Raw genomic sequence first — 17,948 nt, 5'->3', positions numbered from 1 at the left:
GAATCATGAAAGCGTATTTTATCGGATTAGTTATCATGGGAGGTTGCCTATTATACGGCTGCCATACCAAACAAAAGAAAGGGGAAAACAGTAGCGACTACTCAGCCGACTCCCAATCCATAGCACGGCAAGATTCCCTACCGTTACCGACTGATACCCATGCCGCATCTTCAGTTTCCACGGAAGGATGGACCGCCAAGCAGATACGGGACAGCATAGAATTGTTCTTCGGCAAGGAATACGATACCCTTCCCCCGCATCTCCGGAAGATCCGCGGCAACCTGACCTCCCTCTGGAACACGGACGACTCCGTCTTCCTACAGCTTATCATAGCGGAGAAGGAGTATGTGGAGGCTTTCAAGACTTACGTATTCAATTCACCCCTCATCCGGATCGGCGGAGGCCCTTACGACCGGCCACCCGAGGAAGCTATCAGCATGGACACCACCCACTTCTCCATGCGAGTAAGACCGAACGTCTACCCAACCAACATCGAGCGGATCGAGATCGCTATCACCAACCATACCGACCTGGAAGGGATGGGAGGCGAAGAGTATTTCATCGAGCGTTTCGACGGGAGGGCATGGAAAGGAATCCCGCAACCCACCGCCTTCGTCGCTCTCGGCTATCCGATCTTTCCTAACCAGACAAGAGACGATTTCTCGGCCACCTTGATGCCTGAGCTCAAGGAAAACCCTCCGGGATTGTACCGGGTGCGCAAGACCGTCATCACCGGACAGGGCGCCGGCATCGTCCATTATCCTTTGGCCGCCACGTTCTACCTATCCGATAACCCGGAAGATTATGAGGAATACACACGCTTCGCCAGCCGGCTCCACGAGCCTCGCCCCATGGCCGAGTTCAAGGGAGGAAGAGAAGCCATGATCCGTTTCTTCGAACAAAACCTGCGTTATCCCGAATCTTATAAAGGTACGGGCACGAAGGTACGACTCTTCTACTCCTTCACGATCGATTCCTTAGGAATGTTACAGAATCCCGTAAGCCTACCCGAGAATATACTGTATCCTCGCGATACGGGGAAAACCTATGATGAGTTCCGCGATGAAGCCTTACGGGTACTCCGGTTGATGCCCGCATGGGAACCCGCCGTAAACCGTATCCATGGTCCGGTCAGCATAGATACCGGGCTCTTCTTCTACTTCAACGAAGAGGGGAAATGCGGGATTGAATAAACGGTCAGTACTGCCTAAGAAGTATTGGAGTACTTCTTAGGCAGTACTCGGGTACTTCCATGAAAGTACTCCAGTACTATTACCAGAAGTATCGCAATACTCTCAGAGAAGTAAGCCTATGCTAACGTAAACTGGCAACAATATTGCTGTCAGCATACAGCGACATAACTTTACTTACGTAAAAAAGTATTATCTTTGCGCCGTAAAAAGTAATTTTCAAATTATGGACGACAGTATCCCGCTAGAAACAGAACAGAGTATGAACTAACGAGGCGGAGGGTTTCATTGATCCTCTGCTCGGATTAAACACGAAAGGAGGCAATAATGAGACAATTTCTTTATTGTGAGGCCGGTTATGTGGAGAAGAACCAATGGCTTCCTAACAGTTGGGTAAACGTAGAGTGCCCGACTCCCGAAGATCTTCAATTCTTGATGGATCGATTTAACGTACCCGAATCATTCTTGAGCGATATAGCCGATACGGACGAACGTCCCCGTATCGAGTACGAGGGGAATTGGTTGCTTACCATCTTACGTATCCCGTTGCAGAACCAAGATCATGACATCCCGTTCAATACGGTGCCGATCGGTATCATCACGAACAATGAGATCATCGTAAGCGTATGTTACCATAAGACGGACTTGATCCCCGATTTCATCCGTTATACCCAACGGAAGGAACTCCAGATTAAAAACAAGTATGAGTTGATCCTCCGGCTGATCCACTCATCGGCCGTATGGTTCCTTAAATACCTGAAACAAATCAATTACGCCGTCACCGAGGCGGAAAAGGCGTTGGAGAAAAGCATCCGCAACGAGGATCTGCTAGCGTTGATGAAGCTGGAGAAGAGCATGGTATTCTTCAACACCTCCATCCGCGGGAATGAGGTGATGCTGGCCAAGCTCCAGAATATTTTCCAAGAGCCGGAATATATCGACAAGGATTTGGTGGAGGACGTGGAGATCGAGTTGAAGCAGGCCCATAACACGGTAAATATCTATAGCGATATTCTTACGGGTACGATGGACGCTTTCGCCTCTATCATCTCCAACAACGTGAACACGATCATGAAACGTATGACATCACTTTCCATTATCTTAATGGTTCCGACATTAATCGCTAGCTTCTACGGGATGAACGTCCCGATCTACATGGAGGATATGCCGCATGGTTTCGTGGTTATCATCTTGCTCTCGATCTTGCTATCCGCTACGGCCTTTTTTATATTCAGGAAGATCAAATGGTTTTAGGATATCAAAAAATAAACCGGACGCAGATCACCCGTGCTTGTCGGTGTCATCTGCGTCCGGTAAATATCAAATTCGGTATATCTTTATCTTGGCTTACTTATGCGTATCCTCGAGGATATAACGCAAGGTTCCGGCATTTACCAAGTCCTCTTGCGAGATGGTGTAGCCCTTTAGCTTTTTATCGCCGGCGAAAACGTCCTTGATATAGATCGCTTCCGGATTACTATGCTTAGACTCGATTACCAATTCGCCTTTAGGATAGAATTTCTTGTCGAGCTGGATCGTAACCTTATCGAAAGTCGGGGAAGTCAATACATAGTTCACGTCGCCCGGACAAGCCGGATAGAAGCCCATCATGGAGAAAATAGCCCAAGCGGACATAGTGCCTGTATCCTCGTTACCCGGGACACCGTTCGGGGCGTTATGATAGCAATCCTTCAACAACTGACGGACCAACTTCTGAGTACGCCAAGCCTCTCCCTTGAAATAACTAAACAAATAAGGATAAGCGATATCCGGCTCGTTGGCGGGATCATAATTGCCGTCATCGAATACCTTCTGCAAATGATCGACAAATTTCTTATCGCCTCCCATCAATTTGGCCAGTCCCTTGATATCGTGAGGAACATAAAACGTATAATTCCATGCGTTGCCTTCATGGAAACCGGGACTAGGCTCGAAGTTCTCGCCTTGTTTCGGATCGAACGGAGAGTAGAAAGTGCCGTCCGGCAAGATAGGACGCAGCGTTCCGAACTCCTTGCTATAATAATGTTTGTAACCTAAAGAACGGTCACGGAATAACTTGGCATCCTCTTTCTTACCCAAGGCTTGAGCGAAATTAGCCAAGTTCCAGTCGGCGATATAATATTCCAGCGCATGAGATACGGAGTTATCGTATTGCTCACGCAAAGGAACATAGCCCTTGCTGAAATAATCGTTCGCGTCCGGACGAAGCAGGTTGAACTCTCCCGGGGTAGTAGCGCCTTTACGCATCGCCTCATAAGCGGTTTGCTCATCAAAGTCACGCAAGCCGCGCATCCATGCGTCTACGATATACGGGATCGAGGGATCGCCCTCCATCGTAAAGGTCTCACGTCCGTAAAGCTCCCATTTCGGTAACCAACCGTTTTCCCGGTACATATCCAGCATCGTACGGATAATATCTAATTGACGCTCCGGATAGAGCAAGGTCATCAGGGTACTTACGTTGCGGTACGTATCCCACAGGGAGAAGACCGTATAACGGTTTCCGGTGGTATGGCCTACTTTCAGGCTCTCCATCATCGGGTACTCGCCGTTCACGTCTTGCAGGATATTCGGATGGATCAGCAAATGATACATACCGGTATAGAATATCGTTTTCTCGTCTTTCGTACCTCCTTCCACTTGTACCTTGGAAAGATCCTTGTTCCACATCGTGCTAGCCGCCGTACGGACCTTGTCGAAATCGAAGCCGGGCTGCTCCGTATTCATGTTCAGGCGGGCGTTCTCGATGCTCACGTACGAGATACCCATCTTCACCTCGATAGCCTCGCCCTCGTCCGTATCATAATCGAACCATACGCCGATGTCGTCTCCGCTCATCTCACGGGTATAACTGGTATATAACTTATACTTGCCGGAGTAGATATCCCATTCGGCCTCTACCCCCTTCATCTCACGTTGTTTCTTCCAATAACCCATCTTCTTCGGGGCCTTGTTTACCTTCATCACGAAGTAAACCGGGAATACGGCTTGTGGATTATAGCAGAACGTACCTAAAAGCTTACTCCCCTCGATCTCCGTATCATTCACGATACGTACCGTAGCGCCGGTCTCGTTCGTCAAGCCCTCGCCTAGGTTCAAGAGGATATGGCTCTCCCCTTTCGGAAAGGTAAAACGGCTCAAGCCCGTACGCATGCTGGCAGTAGCCTCCGCCTTGATATTATACTTGGTCAAGGTATTGCTATAATAACCGGGATGAGCCACCTCGTCCTTGTACTCACTGCCGTAAGCCTTATAGTCCACGTTCAACTCGCCCGTCGTCGGCATCAATAGCAAACCTCCCAGCTCCGGGCATCCCACGCCGCTCAAGCTGCCGTGGGCGAATCCCGTAAAGAATTTATTGTCTGCCGAGTAAGGAGTAGACCACCATTGACTATCCTTGTCAAAACGGTTCTTCTCCGACCCCATGACGTTGAAAGGAACCACGCTCATCATACCCTGCGGACAAACCGCACCGGGATTCGTCGTACCGTAATTGCTCGTACCGATGAAGGGGTTCACATAATCTACCGGTTGCTGCGCCGTAGCGAACAGACTGCCACACAACAGGAAGGTCATTAACTGTTTCTTCATTTGATAAATGTATTTTAGTTGATAATTAATTGATTCATACTTACCAGATCACGATCTCATCCGTGAAGATGAAACCCTTATTTGCCTCTTTTGCCTTGATACGGATATAACGGGCTTTCCAATCGCCGTTAAACGTATATTCCTGAAAAGACAGGTCTTTATCCGTATTGGATATCGTAGTAGGGATAACTCCCTGCGAGATATAGCTCTCCCCGTCTTCCGATGTCAGCAACTCCACCTCTCCCGGTTGGTACACGCCCGGGCCGATCAATTGCATAAAGCGGGACGATACCTTATGGATATCCGTCACCTCGCCCATGTCCACCACGCAATCCAAGTCATTCAAATAACCCTGCCAACGGCCGTCCAGATAAGTCAAGCCTCCCCTATAGCCGTCCAGCAAGGCGTTCATGCCACCCGCCATATAACCGCTATACAGCTTACTATTATAATGTATAGGCTTATTGATACCCCGGTGATAATCCACCTTCTTCTCGGTAGGCGTTCCTTGAAGCTGCCCGTCACGGAAAATAGCGGCCTTGATATCAGCGGAGTCTTTCACCACGATCGGGCCGTTATAGACCCGGGAAGAGGCGGCGGGAATAGAGCCGTCTGTCGTGTAACGTATCTCCGCCGGATATTTCTCCGCATCCAACATGACCTTGATCTCTCGCCGCAAGGTATCTACCTCCATCGTGGTCTCGATCTCGTCCGAGAGCGTGAACGTATTGATACCCATCCGTTGCAGAACCGGGATATTCGCGTTCATACGAGGCTTAAAATCCTCCCAACTACGATCCTCTTGCGGAGTCCATCCGATCTCGGCGACCGCCAAGGCACGAGGGAACATCATATACTCCAAATGTTTCTCATCCTTGATATACTCCGTCCATGTATTCGCCTGCACCCCTAGGATATGCTTACTTTCCTCGGCAGTCAACGAATCCACAGGCACTGGATTATAACTGTACGCCCGCTTGATCGGCGTATAACCGCCGATGGCATACGGCTGTGTCTTCGGATCGGCTTGATAGAAATCGAAATACATATAACCACCCGGTGTCATGACCACGTCGTGTCCCATGCGGGCGGACTTGATTCCCCCTTCCTCGCCCCGCCAAGACATGACGGTAGCCTCCGGAGCCAAGCCCCCTTCCAGAATCTCATCCCAACCGATCAATTTGCGGCCTTTGGAAATCAGGAATTCCTCGGCACGATGAATCATATAGCTCTGCAACTCATCCACGTCCTTCATCCCATTCCGGCGCATCAAGCCTTGACATTTCGGGCAGGTCTTCCAAGCTCCCTTCCCGGCCTCGTCTCCCCCGATATGGATATATTCGGAAGGGAACAACTCGATCACCTCGGACAATACATCCTCCATAAACGTAAACGATTTCTCGTTGCCGATGCAGAAATCACCCGTCGTATAAGGTTTGCCGGCACAACTCAACTCCGGGTACGCCACGAACACCTCGTCCGAATGCCCCGGGAATTCGATTTCCGGTATTATATTAATATGCCGGGCCGTAGCGTAATCCACGATCTCACGGATATCTTCTTTCGTAAAATAACCGCCATATGCCCCCGGAGTTCCTTCCGGCAGATACTTGCGATCCTTTCCATCCCACCATTTCTGCCAATCGGATTCCGTACGGAAAGCCACGTCCGTAGTCAGTTTCGGGTATTTATCCATCTGGATACGCCAACCACCGGCATCCGTTAAATGTATATGAAGCGTATTCAATTTATAATAAGACATGACGTTTAATAACTTCATCACCTCCTCTTTCGGGAAGAAATGACGGGAGACATCCAGATGCAAGCCACGATACGGGAAACGGGGATTATCTTGGATCGATACGCAAGGAATCCCTTTCGACGTATACAGCTGGCGCAACGTTTGTTCCCCGTAAAACAATCCGGATTTAGAGGCGGCTCTCAACTCGATCCCCTTCTTGGTCACATTCAACGCATATCCCTCCGGATTTCCGCCATTGAAAGACTCATCGACCACGTAACGGATCGTACCCGATTGATCATTCCCGAATACGAGATTACTATCTACTTTGAAATAACCGCCAGTCACCTCGATATGGGCCGGCTTAGGGATTAAATTCACCTGCGGAACCTCCTTGGGAGCACAGGAAAAAAGTAGCGAGGAACAAGCGAGAGCAAGTCCGGTTACTTTCATGCAAGACCGTTTTGGCAACGTCATAATACTTATTTTTTAGTTGTGTTATTCTTGGTGTGTAAATATACAACAATAATAGACAATATCAAAAAAGCGGAAAGACTATCGTCTCCCCGCTTCAGAGTTATTTTAAGATGTATATCTTCTAAAATTAACGTCTAGGAATTGCTTCTTTTACAACCATCTGACGACCTTCGTACTCAGCTTGGTTTAATTCCTCGATAGCTTTTTGAGCCTCGTCTACGTTAGGCATTTCAGCGAAAGCAAAACCCTTAGAACGTCTAGTATCACGATCAACAATTAACTTTACTGAATCAACAACACCATACTCTTCTAATACTTGTTGCAAATCAGACTCTCTTACTCGATAACTCAAGTTTCCAATGTAAATATTCATACGAAAAAAATTAAAAATAAATTAATAATAAAACAAGTGATGTTAGTGAAGATCGATTTCTAGAAGAATATATTATCATTACTGAGAATAGAAACTCGAAGATAAAGAGCAAGACAAACTATCTTTTGTTTGTTGGCACAAAGGAAAGCATTCTTTTTGGATTACCAACTATAAAACCTAATTTATTTTCAAAATAATTCACTTTATCCTCAGAAGACTACTTATATGAGCTAACGAGACTACCTGCGTGAACCGCATAAAAAAGAAGAGAATCTAATTAAAGATCCTCTTCCCTATTTGAAAAAGCCGCACTGTAGATGTGAACAAACTCCGTATGACAGGATTTGAGTGCTTTGCCACCTTTGTAATCCGCCGTGCTAAGCATACCCCGAAGGGCGCGGCCCGCCATTGGCGACAAGAGCTATGTCTCGGAATTAAAATAAACTGATGAGTTTCCCAATCGAACAAGTGCGGCTTAACTCATTCCCTGTTTATCTTTTTCTTGTTACAAAGATATGTAATCGTATCGACATAACCAAACAAAAACAACAAAAAAAGAGCCTCCTTTTCGGGGAGGCTCTTTATTAACTATATAGCAAAAATCTTATTTTACTTTAGCTACGATAGCCTTGAATGCTTCCGGATGGTTAACGGCCAAGTCTGCCAAAACCTTACGGTTGATCTCGATACCGGCAGCGTGCAAAGCACCCATTAGGCGAGAGTAAGACAAACCTTCCATACGAGCGGCAGCGTTGATACGCTGAATCCACAAAGCACGGAAATTACGTTTCTTGTTACGACGGTCGCGGAAAGCATAAGTCAAACCTTTTTCCCATGTATTCTTCGCTACGGTCCAAACGTTCTTACGTGCACCATAATAACCACGGGTTAGTTTTAAAATCCGTTTTCTTTTTGCTCTTGAAGCAACATGATTTACTGATCTAGGCATAATTCTAATCTGTTTTGAATGTTAGCGTCATCTCTTAGGATGAACTTGATTGCTAAATGCATTCGGTTAATAAAAATCGTTATAAAACTCGCTTAATGAATAAAGATTACTTCATGCAAAGCATCTGCTTTACGTTGCTTACGTCAACACTAGCTACCAAACCCGTGTGAGTAAGATTTCTCTTTTGCTTCTTAGTCTTCTTTGTTAAGATATGACTCTTAAAAGCGTGTTTTCTTTTGATCTTTCCTGATCCGGTAAGGGCGAACCTCTTTTTGGCACCGGAATTAGTCTTCATCTTAGGCATTTTCCAATTATATTTTAATTATTAAACTTAACCTCCCTTCTATCAGGGACGGATTTTATTCTTCTGTTTTCTTATCACCCTCGCTTTTAGGCTTAGGTGTCGTGATCACTTTCTTTACAACTTTCGGAGCTGCGACCGTAGCCGGGGCTGAACCAGTGCCCGCTTTCTTCGGAGTAAGCATGATAATCATACGTTTTCCCTCCAATACCGGCAACTGCTCTACTTTTCCATAATCCTCCAAATCGTTGGCAAAACGAAGCAGCAGGACTTCTCCCTGTTCCTTGAAAAGGATAGAACGGCCTTTAAAGAACACGTAGGCTTTGACCTTCGAACCTTCCTCCAAAAATCCCTTAGCGTGCTTCAATTTAAAATTGTAATCATGATCATCTGTCTGAGGCCCGAAACGAATCTCCTTCACGACCACTTTCACAGATTTCGCTTTTTGCTCTTTCTGACGCTTTTTTTGCTGATAGAGGAATTTCTGGTAGTCGATTACTCTACAAACGGGGGGCGCAGCATTTGGTGAAATCTCGACTAGATCCATCCCCTGCTCTTCCGCTATTTTTAGCGCTTGAGCGATCGGATAAACACCCGTCTCAATATTGTCACCTACTAAACGAACTTCACGAACACGAATACGTTCGTTGATTCTATACTGTTCTTTCAGATTGTCATTCTTCATTCAAAAAGATTTATTCTCCTCGTTATTAGTTATTTAATCATTACTTTTTTTGCCAGCGATTCATCATTTCCTCTACCTCGCCATTCAAAAGCGCTGCAAAGGTAGCAATTTTCATCGAACCTTTATCACCTTCGCCCTGTTTTCTTACAGAAACTTCACCATTTTCTGCTTCTTTTTCTCCAACGATGAGCATATAAGGGATTCTTTTCAATTCATTGTCACGAATTTTACGACCGATCTTCTCATTTCGGTCATCTACGATAGCACGGATTTCCTGATTACCTAACTCACGTGCGATTTGCCAAGCGTAATCATTAAACTTCTCGCTGATCGGCATGATACATACCTGCTCCGGAGTCAACCACAACGGGAACTTTCCGGCGGTGTGCTCGATCAATACGGCAACGAACCGTTCCATGGAACCGAACGGCGCACGGTGGATCATAACCGGACGGTGCTTCTGGTTGTCGGCACCCGTATATTCCAATTGGAAACGTTCCGGTAAGTTATAGTCTACCTGAATCGTACCTAACTGCCAACGGCGGCCGATAGCGTCTTTCACCATGAAGTCGAGTTTCGGACCGTAGAAAGCGGCCTCTCCATATTCGATCTTAGCTTTCAAGCCTTTTTCCTCACAAGCCTCTACAATCGCTTGCTCAGCCTTCTCCCAATTCTCGTCGCTACCGATATATTTCTCACGGTTCACCTTGTCACGCAAGGAGATCTGAGCCTCGAAGTTCTCGAAATTCATCGTCTTGAATACGATCGAGATGATGTCCATTACGTTCAAGAATTCCTGCTTTACCTGATCGGGGCGGCAGAAGATATGAGCATCATCCTGCGTAAAGCTACGTACACGGGTCAATCCGTGCAACTCTCCGCTCTGCTCATACCGGCAAACCGTACCGAACTCAGCGAGACGCAACGGCAGGTCCTTATACGAACGAGGAGAGTTTTTATAGATCATACAGTGATGAGGACAGTTCATCGGTTTCAAGAAGTATTCCTCACCCTCCTCAGGTGTATGGATCGGTTGGAAAGAATCCTTTCCGTATTTAGCGTAGTGGCCGGAGGTAATATACAATAATTTATTACCGATCGGCGGACACATTACCTCTTGATAATTATAACGAGCTTGGATACGACGCAAGAACTCTTGCAGACGCAAACGCAAGGCGGTACCTTTCGGCAACCACATCGGTAAGCCCTTACCTACCGTATCGGAGAACATGAACAAGTCCATCTCCTTACCGATCTTACGGTGGTCACGTTTCTTGGCCTCCTCCAACAATGTCAGATACTCATCCAACATCTTCTTTTTCGGGAAAGTGATACCATACAAACGAACCAATTGCTTGCGTTTCTCATCGCCACGCCAATAAGCGCCGGCTACGCTCAATATCTTGACAGCTTTCAGATAAGAGGTATTCGGTAAGTGCGGTCCTCTACACAAGTCCGTAAAAGAACCCTGCGTATAGGTAGTGATCGTACCGTCTTCCAACTCACTGATAAGCTCTGTTTTATACTCTTCACCTCTATCGCCGAACATCTTCATGGCATCCGCCTTGGTAATGTCCTGACGTTTGATCTCTTCTTTCTTGGCTACCAGCTCAAGCATCTTAGCCTCGATAGCAGCGAAATCACCCTCTTTGATCACGGCCTCACCCGGATCCACGTCATAATAGAAACCGTTCTCGATCGCCGGACCGATACCGAATTTAATACCCGGATATAATTCCTGCAAAGCCTCTGCCATAAGGTGAGCGCTGGAATGCCAGAACGCATGTTTACCTTCCTCGTCTTCCCACTTCAAAAGTTTCACCGTAGCGTCGTCGTTGATAGGACGGCTTAAGTCCCAAACCTCCCCATTCACGCTTGCGGCTAGGACTTCCTGTGCCAAACGAGAACTAATGCTTTCCGCTATCTGCATAGCAGTCGTTCCCTTTGCATATTCTCTTACGGAATTGTCCGGAAATGTAATCTTTATCATATTCTATTCTCTAAAATTCTTTATATTCAGCCCACAAAGTTAATATTTCTTTTCTATCAGCGAAACATTTAACTCGAATAATTTGCGTTATCACCGGCTTGTCATTCGCTTGATGATACTATAGGCGTTGTAGATACCCAATTCCCCTGCCTTGCTCAAGTCGGCGATGCCCCGGTTCACGTCACCTTGCGACAGACGGGCTAACCCACGGTTGTAGTAAGCCTCGGCAAATTCAGGGTCCCGCTCGATCGCCTCGTTGTAATCAACGATAGCGGCACGGAAATCACGCTGGGCGCAACGCAGATTCGCACGGTTAAAGTAAGCGTACACAAAACCCGGGTTCAGCTTGATCACCATATCGTAATCCCTCATGATCTGCTCATGCTCATAGGCTCGCTTATTATCCTTCAGCATAGCGCTACGGAGGTCCACCGAGGTGTTGGCGTTTACCTGCGACTGTGCGGACTTACCAATATTCAAGTTCATTCCCGAGCCACTCAAGTCGTACGTATCCTTGCTAGCCTGCTGGGATTGGGTGTACATCAATTGCTTATAACGTTCCACGGCACGATTGAAATAAGCCATCGTGAACGACGGGTCTCGCTCGATCGCTTCCGAGAAATTCTTGATCGCCTCCGAGAAATCCTGCACCAACATGAAGTCCATCGCACGGCCAAAATAAGCGTTAGCGTTGTTCGGATCACGCTCGATCTCCGCCGAATACTCGTCGATGGAGGCGAAATGCACGGCGATTTGGTCCTCAGTCAAAGCGGCCTCCTCGTTCGTGATACGCAATTTACGCTTCAAGACCATCTGGCCATTGTAATCCTCCACCATCTTGTCGTAATAAACAAGTTTCTTTACGGGATCCGCCTTCTCGTAATAGGTCAAGACAAACTGGGGTTCCAGATCCACATGGACATTCCGGTCTTGTACACGCCCACGGACCTCACTTTGGTATTTACTTTTACGCTCCTGCTCCTTATCGTATACCACCAAGCGGTTGAACTTATTGATATTCTTATCGGATTGCTCACGAGTATTCTCCTCCGAATCGTCCGTCTTGGCATCTCCGTTCACCGCTGTATTGGAGCCAGAAGACGATGTCTTCGGGAGCTGTCCGTTCTTGGCCTGCTCCTCCATCTTTATGGCTGCCCAATAATCACGATCTGCCCCCACGTTATCCCCCAGCTTACGCTTTGCTTCCGAACGGCTCACAAAGCCTGGCAGGAAAGTAGGATATTGCTTCAAGACCACGTCGTAATCCTGCACGGCCCCCCGGTAGTCGCCCGTCTCGAAACGGAGCAACGCACGGTTGTAATAAGCCATATAGTTATCTGGCTCTTGCTGGATAACGACATCGAAGTCCTCGATAGCCCGGTTATTATCCCCGACTTGGAACCGAAGCAAACCTCGGTTAAACCGTGCGATCAAGTTCCGGCTATCCATGCTGATCACCTGATCGTAATCGGCCATCGCACCTCTCAAGTCATTCATCTGATAACGAACTAGCCCCCGGTTAATATAATATCCGCTCTCACGGGTATCCAGACGTAGAGCCTCGTTCAAATCGGCCAAAGCGTCCTTGTAATCATCCATTTGATAATGAAGGATCGCACGATTGCCATACGCCGGCGCATAATAAGGATCCATCTCGATCGCCTTATTATAATCGGCCAAGGCTTTCAACGTATCCCCTTTCTCCAGATACATAGCGCCCCGTGTCATATAATTCATGGAATATTTCGGATGGGCGGTCATTAAATCATCGAATGTCTTCTCCGCCCCGTTGTAGTCTTTTTTCTGGATAAAAGCCACCGCCATATTCACCAGCATCTGCCGGTCCTCGGGTTTGAACTCAAGTCCTTTCTGGTAATCGTCGATCGCCTCGTCGTATTTCTCCTGACTTTGACGGGCGATGCCGCGAGCGTAATACGCTTGCGTTAAAAAAGGGTTCCGCTGAAGACATAAAGTACAGTCTTCCTCGGCCCCCTTAAAATCGTCCAGATTTATCTTCGCCACCGCACGATAGAAATAGGGTTCCGCCAACCAAGGTTTGGATTTGATAACCTGATTGAAGTACTGAATGGAAAGAACATAATCCTCAAAATAAAGGGCGTTCCTACCAATGGCCAATACACGGTCCGTATTAATCTGCGCAAAAAGCGAAATCGTAAATATCTGTAATATCAAAAAGAGTGTTGCCTTCTTCATCCTATTAAAAATGATTGAGAGGCAAAAATAAGTAAATTATCTTACTTAGACTCTATTTTTACCATTAAATGATTCTTCGTTATCTTATCACCTTCTTTTACATTGAGCTCGACAACGACTCCCGATATGGGAGCGACCACCCGGTTCTGCATTTTCATCGCCTCATGGATTAGCAGAAGTTGCCCGGCCTCCACAGCCTGTCCTTCCTCTACCATAATCTTGATAATCGTTCCGGGAAGATGAGAAACCACGTCACCAGCCGACGGCTTATGCCACATCGGTCGGTTCTTATACTTCGCTGTCAGCAACGTCTTATATTTACGTGCCGTCACCACAAAGTCTACATATTCTTCTTGCTGGTGTTTCTTTTCCATACTCTCATCAATTTAGAACGGAGGCAAACCATGCTTCTTGGCCGGTCTGTATTCCTCTTTTAGAATGGAAAGCTTCAGTGCGTGTAGCAATAATGAACGGGTTTCTTTCGGTTCGATCACAGAGTCGATAAATCCCTTGGAAGCCGCCACGTACGGGTTCGCGAATTTCTCGATATATTCTTTCACCTTCTCCTGACGCATAGCGTTCTGATCTTCCGCCTCCATGATCTCCTTGCGGAATATGATGTTAGCTGCGCCTTCCGGACCCATAACAGCGATCTCCGCACTCGGCCAAGCGAACATGAAGTCAGCGCCCAAGTGACGGGAGTTCATAGCTATATAACCTCCACCGTACGCCTTGCGCAAGATAACCGTGATCTTAGGAACAGTAGCTTCCGAATACGCATACAGAACCTTAGCCCCATGACGAATCACACCCGCATGCTCTTGATCTACGCCCGGCAGATAACCCGGCATATCCTCCAACGTGATGATAGGAATATTGAATGAGTCGCAGAAACGGATGAAACGAGCGGCCTTGTCAGCGCTATCACAATCAAGCACGCCGGCCAAAACCATCGGTTGATTGGCAACGAAACCTACCGTTTCTCCTGCCATACGACCAAAACCGATCACAATATTAGCGGCCCACAACTCTTGAATCTCCAAGAAGTCCGAGTCATCGACGATACATCTGATAACGTCTCGCACATCATACGGTTGTTTCGGGTCCGCCGGAACTACTTGCTCGATATTCAGCATAGCGGACGGCTCTTTCGGCTCAACCACTTTCGCACGCTCCTGATTATTCCAAGGGATGAAGCTAACCAAACGTTTCACCTGATCGAAACATTCTTGCTCGCTCAAGGCATAGAAATGAGCGTTACCTGTAGTCTCCGCATGAACACGTGCGCCACCAAGGTCTTCCATAGAGATATCCTCACCCAGCACGGTCTTGATAACGTTCGGTCCCGTGATAAACATCTTAGAGATGTTCTCAACCACAAACACGAAGTCCGTCAACGCCGGAGAATAAACGGCACCACCGGCACAAGGACCGAGGATCAAGGAAATCTGAGGGATCACGCCCGAGGCGATCGTATTGCGATAGAATATTTCACCATAACCAGCCAAAGCACCAACACCTTCTTGGATACGCGCGCCACCCGAGTCATTGATTCCGATGATCGGGCATTTCATCTTCAACGCATGATCCATGATCTTGGTGATCTTACGAGCATGCTGCAAACCTAACGAACCACCGGCAACCGTAAAGTCCTGCGCATAGATGCAAACCGGGGCACCAAAGATCGTACCCGTACCGGTAACCACACCATCACCCGGCAGAACCTTCTTCTCCATACCGAAATCACGGCCATCGTGTTTCACGAACATGTCATACTCATGGAAAGAGTTCTTATCCAACAAAGCCAAGATACGCTCCCGGGCAGTAAGCTTACCCATCGCCACCTGCTTTTCGATAGCAGCCTCACCACCGCCCATCTCGATAACGGCTTTCTTTTCCCTGAGGGCCTCAATGTTTTTACTTAAATCTGTCATATTGATTATTTATAGATTTATTATTTACCAACGGCTTTTGCCCGGTAAGAGCAACGAACCGTCCCTTTAATAATACTATTTAATTTGCCTTTGTTCAATTGACGGCGAATAGCGGAGACATTGTCGATAAAGACATGCCCCGTCAGATGCTCGCACTCATGCTGCACAATACGGGCGGCGAAACCTTCCACCACTTCCTCGTGCTCCTCCCAATTCTCATCCCAATATCTCACACGAACCGTTTTCGAGCGAGACACTTTCTCGTGTATACCCGGCAGGCTCAAGCAGCCTTCCTCCATAGCTATTTCCTCCTCGCTACGTTCCAAGAACTCGGGATTAATCAACGCACGCTTGAAACCCTTGCATTCAGGGAAGTCATCTCCCATCACATCACCGTCTATAACCACCAAACGGATAGACAAGCCCACCTGAGGAGCGGCAAGTCCTACCCCATCGGCATTATACATCGTTTCAAACATATTGGCAACCAACTGTTTCAAGTCGGGATAATCTTTAGGTACATCCTCAGCCTCTTTTCTTAGTACGGGCTGACCATATAAAAATACGGGTAAAATCATAAGTTATAACTGATATTTTTTACTTTCTAAATAAGCTTGCAAAATAATAACGGCGCTAATCTCATCGACCAATCCTTTATCTTGCCGTTTCTTTTTCTTTAAACCGCCTTCCAACATGGCCTTATGAGCTAAGACCGACGTGAACCGCTCGTCGTAATAAGTTACCGGGATACTTGGTATCGTCCTTTTCAGATGGGTCACGAACGCCTCCACATACTTCATGTTCTCAGAAGGCTCATTGTTCATTTGCTTCGGAAGCCCGACCACAAATAAATCCACCGGTTCCCGCGATATGTAATCCGACAGGTATTTCACAACCTCTCCACTTGGGACTGTCGCCACGCCGTTAGCGATCATTTGTAAAATATCCGTAGCGGCTATCCCCGTACGTTTCCGGCCGTAATCTATTGCAATTATTCTTCCCATCGAGCGCGAATATAGCATAAATATAAATACAGATTACACAAATCCGCAAAAAGTGTGCAACAAATCGGATTAATACGCATTCTTCTCTCCCTTGAACATATTCAGTACCGTAACCACAATAATCTTTAAATCAAGGAAAAACGTCCAATTCTCTATATACCACACATCTCTCTTCACACGTCCTTCCATCTGCTCCAGCGTCTTGGTCTCACCCCGGTAACCGGTGACTTGCGCCCACCCCGTTACTCCCGGTTTCACCAAATGCCGCACCATATACTTATCGATCAACGCCGAGTACTGCTCGGTATGCTTCAACATATGCGGACGAGGGCCTACCACGGACATATCGCCCAGCAAGACGTTCACGAACTGAGGGAACTCATCCAGATTCGTCCGGCGCAAGAAATCGCCGATCCGGGTCTTCCGAGGATCGTTCTTAACGGCCTGCAAGGTATCAGCCTGCGCATTCACCTTCATCGTACGAAATTTGAAACATTCGAAGTCATGCCCATACAATCCCGTACGTTTCTGCTTAAACAAGATCGGGCCGGGTGAGCTTAACTTGATCATTATACCGACCACGATGTACAGGATCGGATAAATCGTGAGCAAAATCACCAAAGAGAAAAATATATCGAACGTCCGTTTCAAGAACCGGTTATAGGCGGATTGCAAAGGCTCCCGGCGGACCGTCAGCAATGGGATCGATTCCATCACCTCCATCACCATACTCTTCTTTACATCCCGGTAAAACTCGGGCACGATATAGAAACGCACCATCTTCTTCTCGGCGAAATTCAGAAGCCGTACGATCTTTCCGTTGTTCGTACCCGGCAAGGTACAATAAATCTCATCGATATCATGCTCCAGCACATACGCTTCCACCTCACTCGTCTTACCCAAATAATTAGGTAAAACGTCTTTCAACGAGTCATTGTCATCAAAGAACCCCTTTACACTAAACCCATAGCTCAAATCATCTTTCATAACTTGGTAAAGCTCCATACCATTCTTTCCCGCACCCACAATCACCACCTTCTTAAAGTTATAGCCTTTTCGCCTATAAAACTTTAAGGATAAGCGCACAAAAACCCGCCAAAGCGAAAACAAGATGATAGAAACCCCGTAATAGACCAAGAGGAAGGTAGCCAGAATATCCCCTACATTCAAGAAGATCAAGCAAGTAGCGAATAAAAAGATAAGTACGGTAACCAATCCGAACGCCCGTTGCACAATCTTGTCGATAAACACGACCGCCTGATGCAATTGAATCGGGATAAAATATAAAGAGAAGAAATAACAGAAATTCAATAACAAAATAACCTCTCTCAAATTATAGGATATCGCTTCCGTGTATTTCGGGCCAAGCAGATGAAAAACGGCCATAAACAAGAGATTCAATACGATCAAATCTCCTACACCAATCAGCCATTGGATTAAATAACCATGTTTTTTGTTCAATATCATAGCAATTCGATAAATTCTCACAAAAGTAAGTA

Annotated in this window: 15 protein-coding genes; 2 read left to right on the top strand and 13 right to left on the bottom strand. The window is 46.9% G+C overall.

The window, feature by feature from the left end; translation table 11 throughout:
- Positions 1-5: 5 nt before the first annotated feature.
- Positions 6-1,193 (top strand): immunoglobulin-like domain-containing protein, encoded by a 1,188-nt coding sequence (locus DW205_RS06155; RefSeq protein ID WP_005862975.1) that lies wholly within the window; start codon positions 6-8, stop codon positions 1,191-1,193.
- A 324-nt stretch (positions 1,194-1,517) separates the two neighbouring features.
- Positions 1,518-2,444, top strand: a complete 927-nt coding sequence (locus DW205_RS06150) for a magnesium transporter CorA family protein (protein ID WP_005862977.1) — start codon at positions 1,518-1,520, stop codon at positions 2,442-2,444.
- Positions 2,445-2,537: 93 nt separating this feature from the next.
- On the opposite strand, the gene DW205_RS06145 is transcribed toward DW205_RS06150, so the two are convergent.
- The 13 genes from DW205_RS06145 to DW205_RS06080 all read right to left on the bottom strand — a co-directional run bounded on the left by DW205_RS06145 (position 2,538) and on the right by DW205_RS06080 (position 17,916).
- On the bottom strand, positions 2,538-4,781 hold the full coding sequence (locus DW205_RS06145) for a GH92 family glycosyl hydrolase (protein WP_005862979.1): 2,244 nt from the start codon (positions 4,779-4,781) through the stop codon (positions 2,538-2,540).
- Between the two features lie 40 nt (positions 4,782-4,821).
- The gene (locus DW205_RS06140; protein ID WP_005862981.1) at positions 4,822-6,999 is read right to left on the bottom strand and encodes a family 20 glycosylhydrolase; all 2,178 of its coding nucleotides are present in this window, start codon (positions 6,997-6,999) and stop codon (positions 4,822-4,824) included.
- 127 nt (positions 7,000-7,126) lie between these two features.
- Positions 7,127-7,372 (bottom strand): RNA-binding protein, encoded by a 246-nt coding sequence (locus DW205_RS06135; RefSeq protein ID WP_005862983.1) that lies wholly within the window; start codon positions 7,370-7,372, stop codon positions 7,127-7,129.
- A gap of 604 nt (positions 7,373-7,976) precedes the next feature.
- Positions 7,977-8,321, bottom strand: a complete 345-nt coding sequence (rplT, locus tag DW205_RS06125; protein WP_005857682.1) for a 50S ribosomal protein L20 — start codon at positions 8,319-8,321, stop codon at positions 7,977-7,979.
- 106 nt (positions 8,322-8,427) lie between these two features.
- On the bottom strand, positions 8,428-8,625 hold the full coding sequence (rpmI, locus tag DW205_RS06120) for a 50S ribosomal protein L35 (protein WP_005857684.1): 198 nt from the start codon (positions 8,623-8,625) through the stop codon (positions 8,428-8,430).
- Between the two features lie 55 nt (positions 8,626-8,680).
- Complete coding sequence (gene infC, locus DW205_RS06115) at positions 8,681-9,307, bottom strand: translation initiation factor IF-3 (protein WP_005862985.1); 627 nt, start codon at positions 9,305-9,307, stop codon at positions 8,681-8,683.
- A gap of 40 nt (positions 9,308-9,347) precedes the next feature.
- A complete protein-coding gene (gene thrS / locus DW205_RS06110; RefSeq protein ID WP_005862987.1) occupies positions 9,348-11,297 on the bottom strand; it encodes a threonine--tRNA ligase in 1,950 nt (649 codons plus the stop codon).
- A gap of 90 nt (positions 11,298-11,387) precedes the next feature.
- On the bottom strand, positions 11,388-13,511 hold the full coding sequence (locus DW205_RS06105) for a tetratricopeptide repeat protein (RefSeq protein WP_005862989.1): 2,124 nt from the start codon (positions 13,509-13,511) through the stop codon (positions 11,388-11,390).
- Between the two features lie 41 nt (positions 13,512-13,552).
- Positions 13,553-13,885 carry an acetyl-CoA carboxylase biotin carboxyl carrier protein subunit gene (locus DW205_RS06100; protein WP_005862991.1) on the bottom strand — a complete coding sequence of 111 codons (333 nt, stop codon included), beginning with the start codon at positions 13,883-13,885 and terminating at the stop codon, positions 13,553-13,555.
- Between the two features lie 12 nt (positions 13,886-13,897).
- Positions 13,898-15,445 carry an acyl-CoA carboxylase subunit beta gene (locus DW205_RS06095; protein WP_005857693.1) on the bottom strand — a complete coding sequence of 516 codons (1,548 nt, stop codon included), beginning with the start codon at positions 15,443-15,445 and terminating at the stop codon, positions 13,898-13,900.
- Between the two features lie 20 nt (positions 15,446-15,465).
- Positions 15,466-16,023, bottom strand: coding sequence for a peptide deformylase (gene def, locus DW205_RS06090; protein ID WP_005857695.1), 558 nt, complete (start codon positions 16,021-16,023; stop codon positions 15,466-15,468).
- Between the two features lie 3 nt (positions 16,024-16,026).
- Complete coding sequence (ruvX, locus tag DW205_RS06085) at positions 16,027-16,449, bottom strand: Holliday junction resolvase RuvX (protein WP_008772415.1); 423 nt, start codon at positions 16,447-16,449, stop codon at positions 16,027-16,029.
- 69 nt (positions 16,450-16,518) lie between these two features.
- On the bottom strand, positions 16,519-17,916 hold the full coding sequence (locus tag DW205_RS06080; protein ID WP_005862993.1) for an undecaprenyl-phosphate glucose phosphotransferase: 1,398 nt from the start codon (positions 17,914-17,916) through the stop codon (positions 16,519-16,521).
- Between the last annotated feature and the right edge of the window lie 32 nt (positions 17,917-17,948).

It is taken from the genome of Parabacteroides sp. AM17-47, from assembly GCF_003434625.1.
GTDB lineage: Bacteria > Bacteroidota > Bacteroidia > Bacteroidales > Tannerellaceae > Parabacteroides > Parabacteroides distasonis.
Note: the sequence above shows the minus strand (reverse complement) of the source record. Positions and strands in the feature narration are given on the sequence as shown.

What these genes read in the sequence shown, in the direction of transcription:
- DW205_RS06155 (WP_005862975.1), top strand. Translation starts at nt 6, where the DNA reads ATGAAAGCGTATTTTATCGGATTAGTTATCATGGGAGGTTGCCTATTA.
- DW205_RS06150 (WP_005862977.1), top strand. Translation starts at nt 1,518, where the DNA reads ATGAGACAATTTCTTTATTGTGAGGCCGGTTATGTGGAGAAGAACCAA.
- DW205_RS06145 (WP_005862979.1), bottom strand. Translation starts at nt 4,781, where the DNA reads ATGAAGAAACAGTTAATGACCTTCCTGTTGTGTGGCAGTCTGTTCGCT.
- DW205_RS06140 (WP_005862981.1), bottom strand. Translation starts at nt 6,999, where the DNA reads ATGACGTTGCCAAAACGGTCTTGCATGAAAGTAACCGGACTTGCTCTC.
- DW205_RS06135 (WP_005862983.1), bottom strand. Translation starts at nt 7,372, where the DNA reads ATGAATATTTACATTGGAAACTTGAGTTATCGAGTAAGAGAGTCTGAT.
- rplT (WP_005857682.1), bottom strand. Translation starts at nt 8,321, where the DNA reads ATGCCTAGATCAGTAAATCATGTTGCTTCAAGAGCAAAAAGAAAACGG.
- rpmI (WP_005857684.1), bottom strand. Translation starts at nt 8,625, where the DNA reads ATGCCTAAGATGAAGACTAATTCCGGTGCCAAAAAGAGGTTCGCCCTT.
- infC (WP_005862985.1), bottom strand. Translation starts at nt 9,307, where the DNA reads ATGAAGAATGACAATCTGAAAGAACAGTATAGAATCAACGAACGTATT.
- thrS (WP_005862987.1), bottom strand. Translation starts at nt 11,297, where the DNA reads ATGATAAAGATTACATTTCCGGACAATTCCGTAAGAGAATATGCAAAG.
- DW205_RS06105 (WP_005862989.1), bottom strand. Translation starts at nt 13,511, where the DNA reads ATGAAGAAGGCAACACTCTTTTTGATATTACAGATATTTACGATTTCG.
- DW205_RS06100 (WP_005862991.1), bottom strand. Translation starts at nt 13,885, where the DNA reads ATGGAAAAGAAACACCAGCAAGAAGAATATGTAGACTTTGTGGTGACG.
- DW205_RS06095 (WP_005857693.1), bottom strand. Translation starts at nt 15,445, where the DNA reads ATGACAGATTTAAGTAAAAACATTGAGGCCCTCAGGGAAAAGAAAGCC.
- def (WP_005857695.1), bottom strand. Translation starts at nt 16,023, where the DNA reads ATGATTTTACCCGTATTTTTATATGGTCAGCCCGTACTAAGAAAAGAG.
- ruvX (WP_008772415.1), bottom strand. Translation starts at nt 16,449, where the DNA reads ATGGGAAGAATAATTGCAATAGATTACGGCCGGAAACGTACGGGGATA.
- DW205_RS06080 (WP_005862993.1), bottom strand. Translation starts at nt 17,916, where the DNA reads ATGATATTGAACAAAAAACATGGTTATTTAATCCAATGGCTGATTGGT.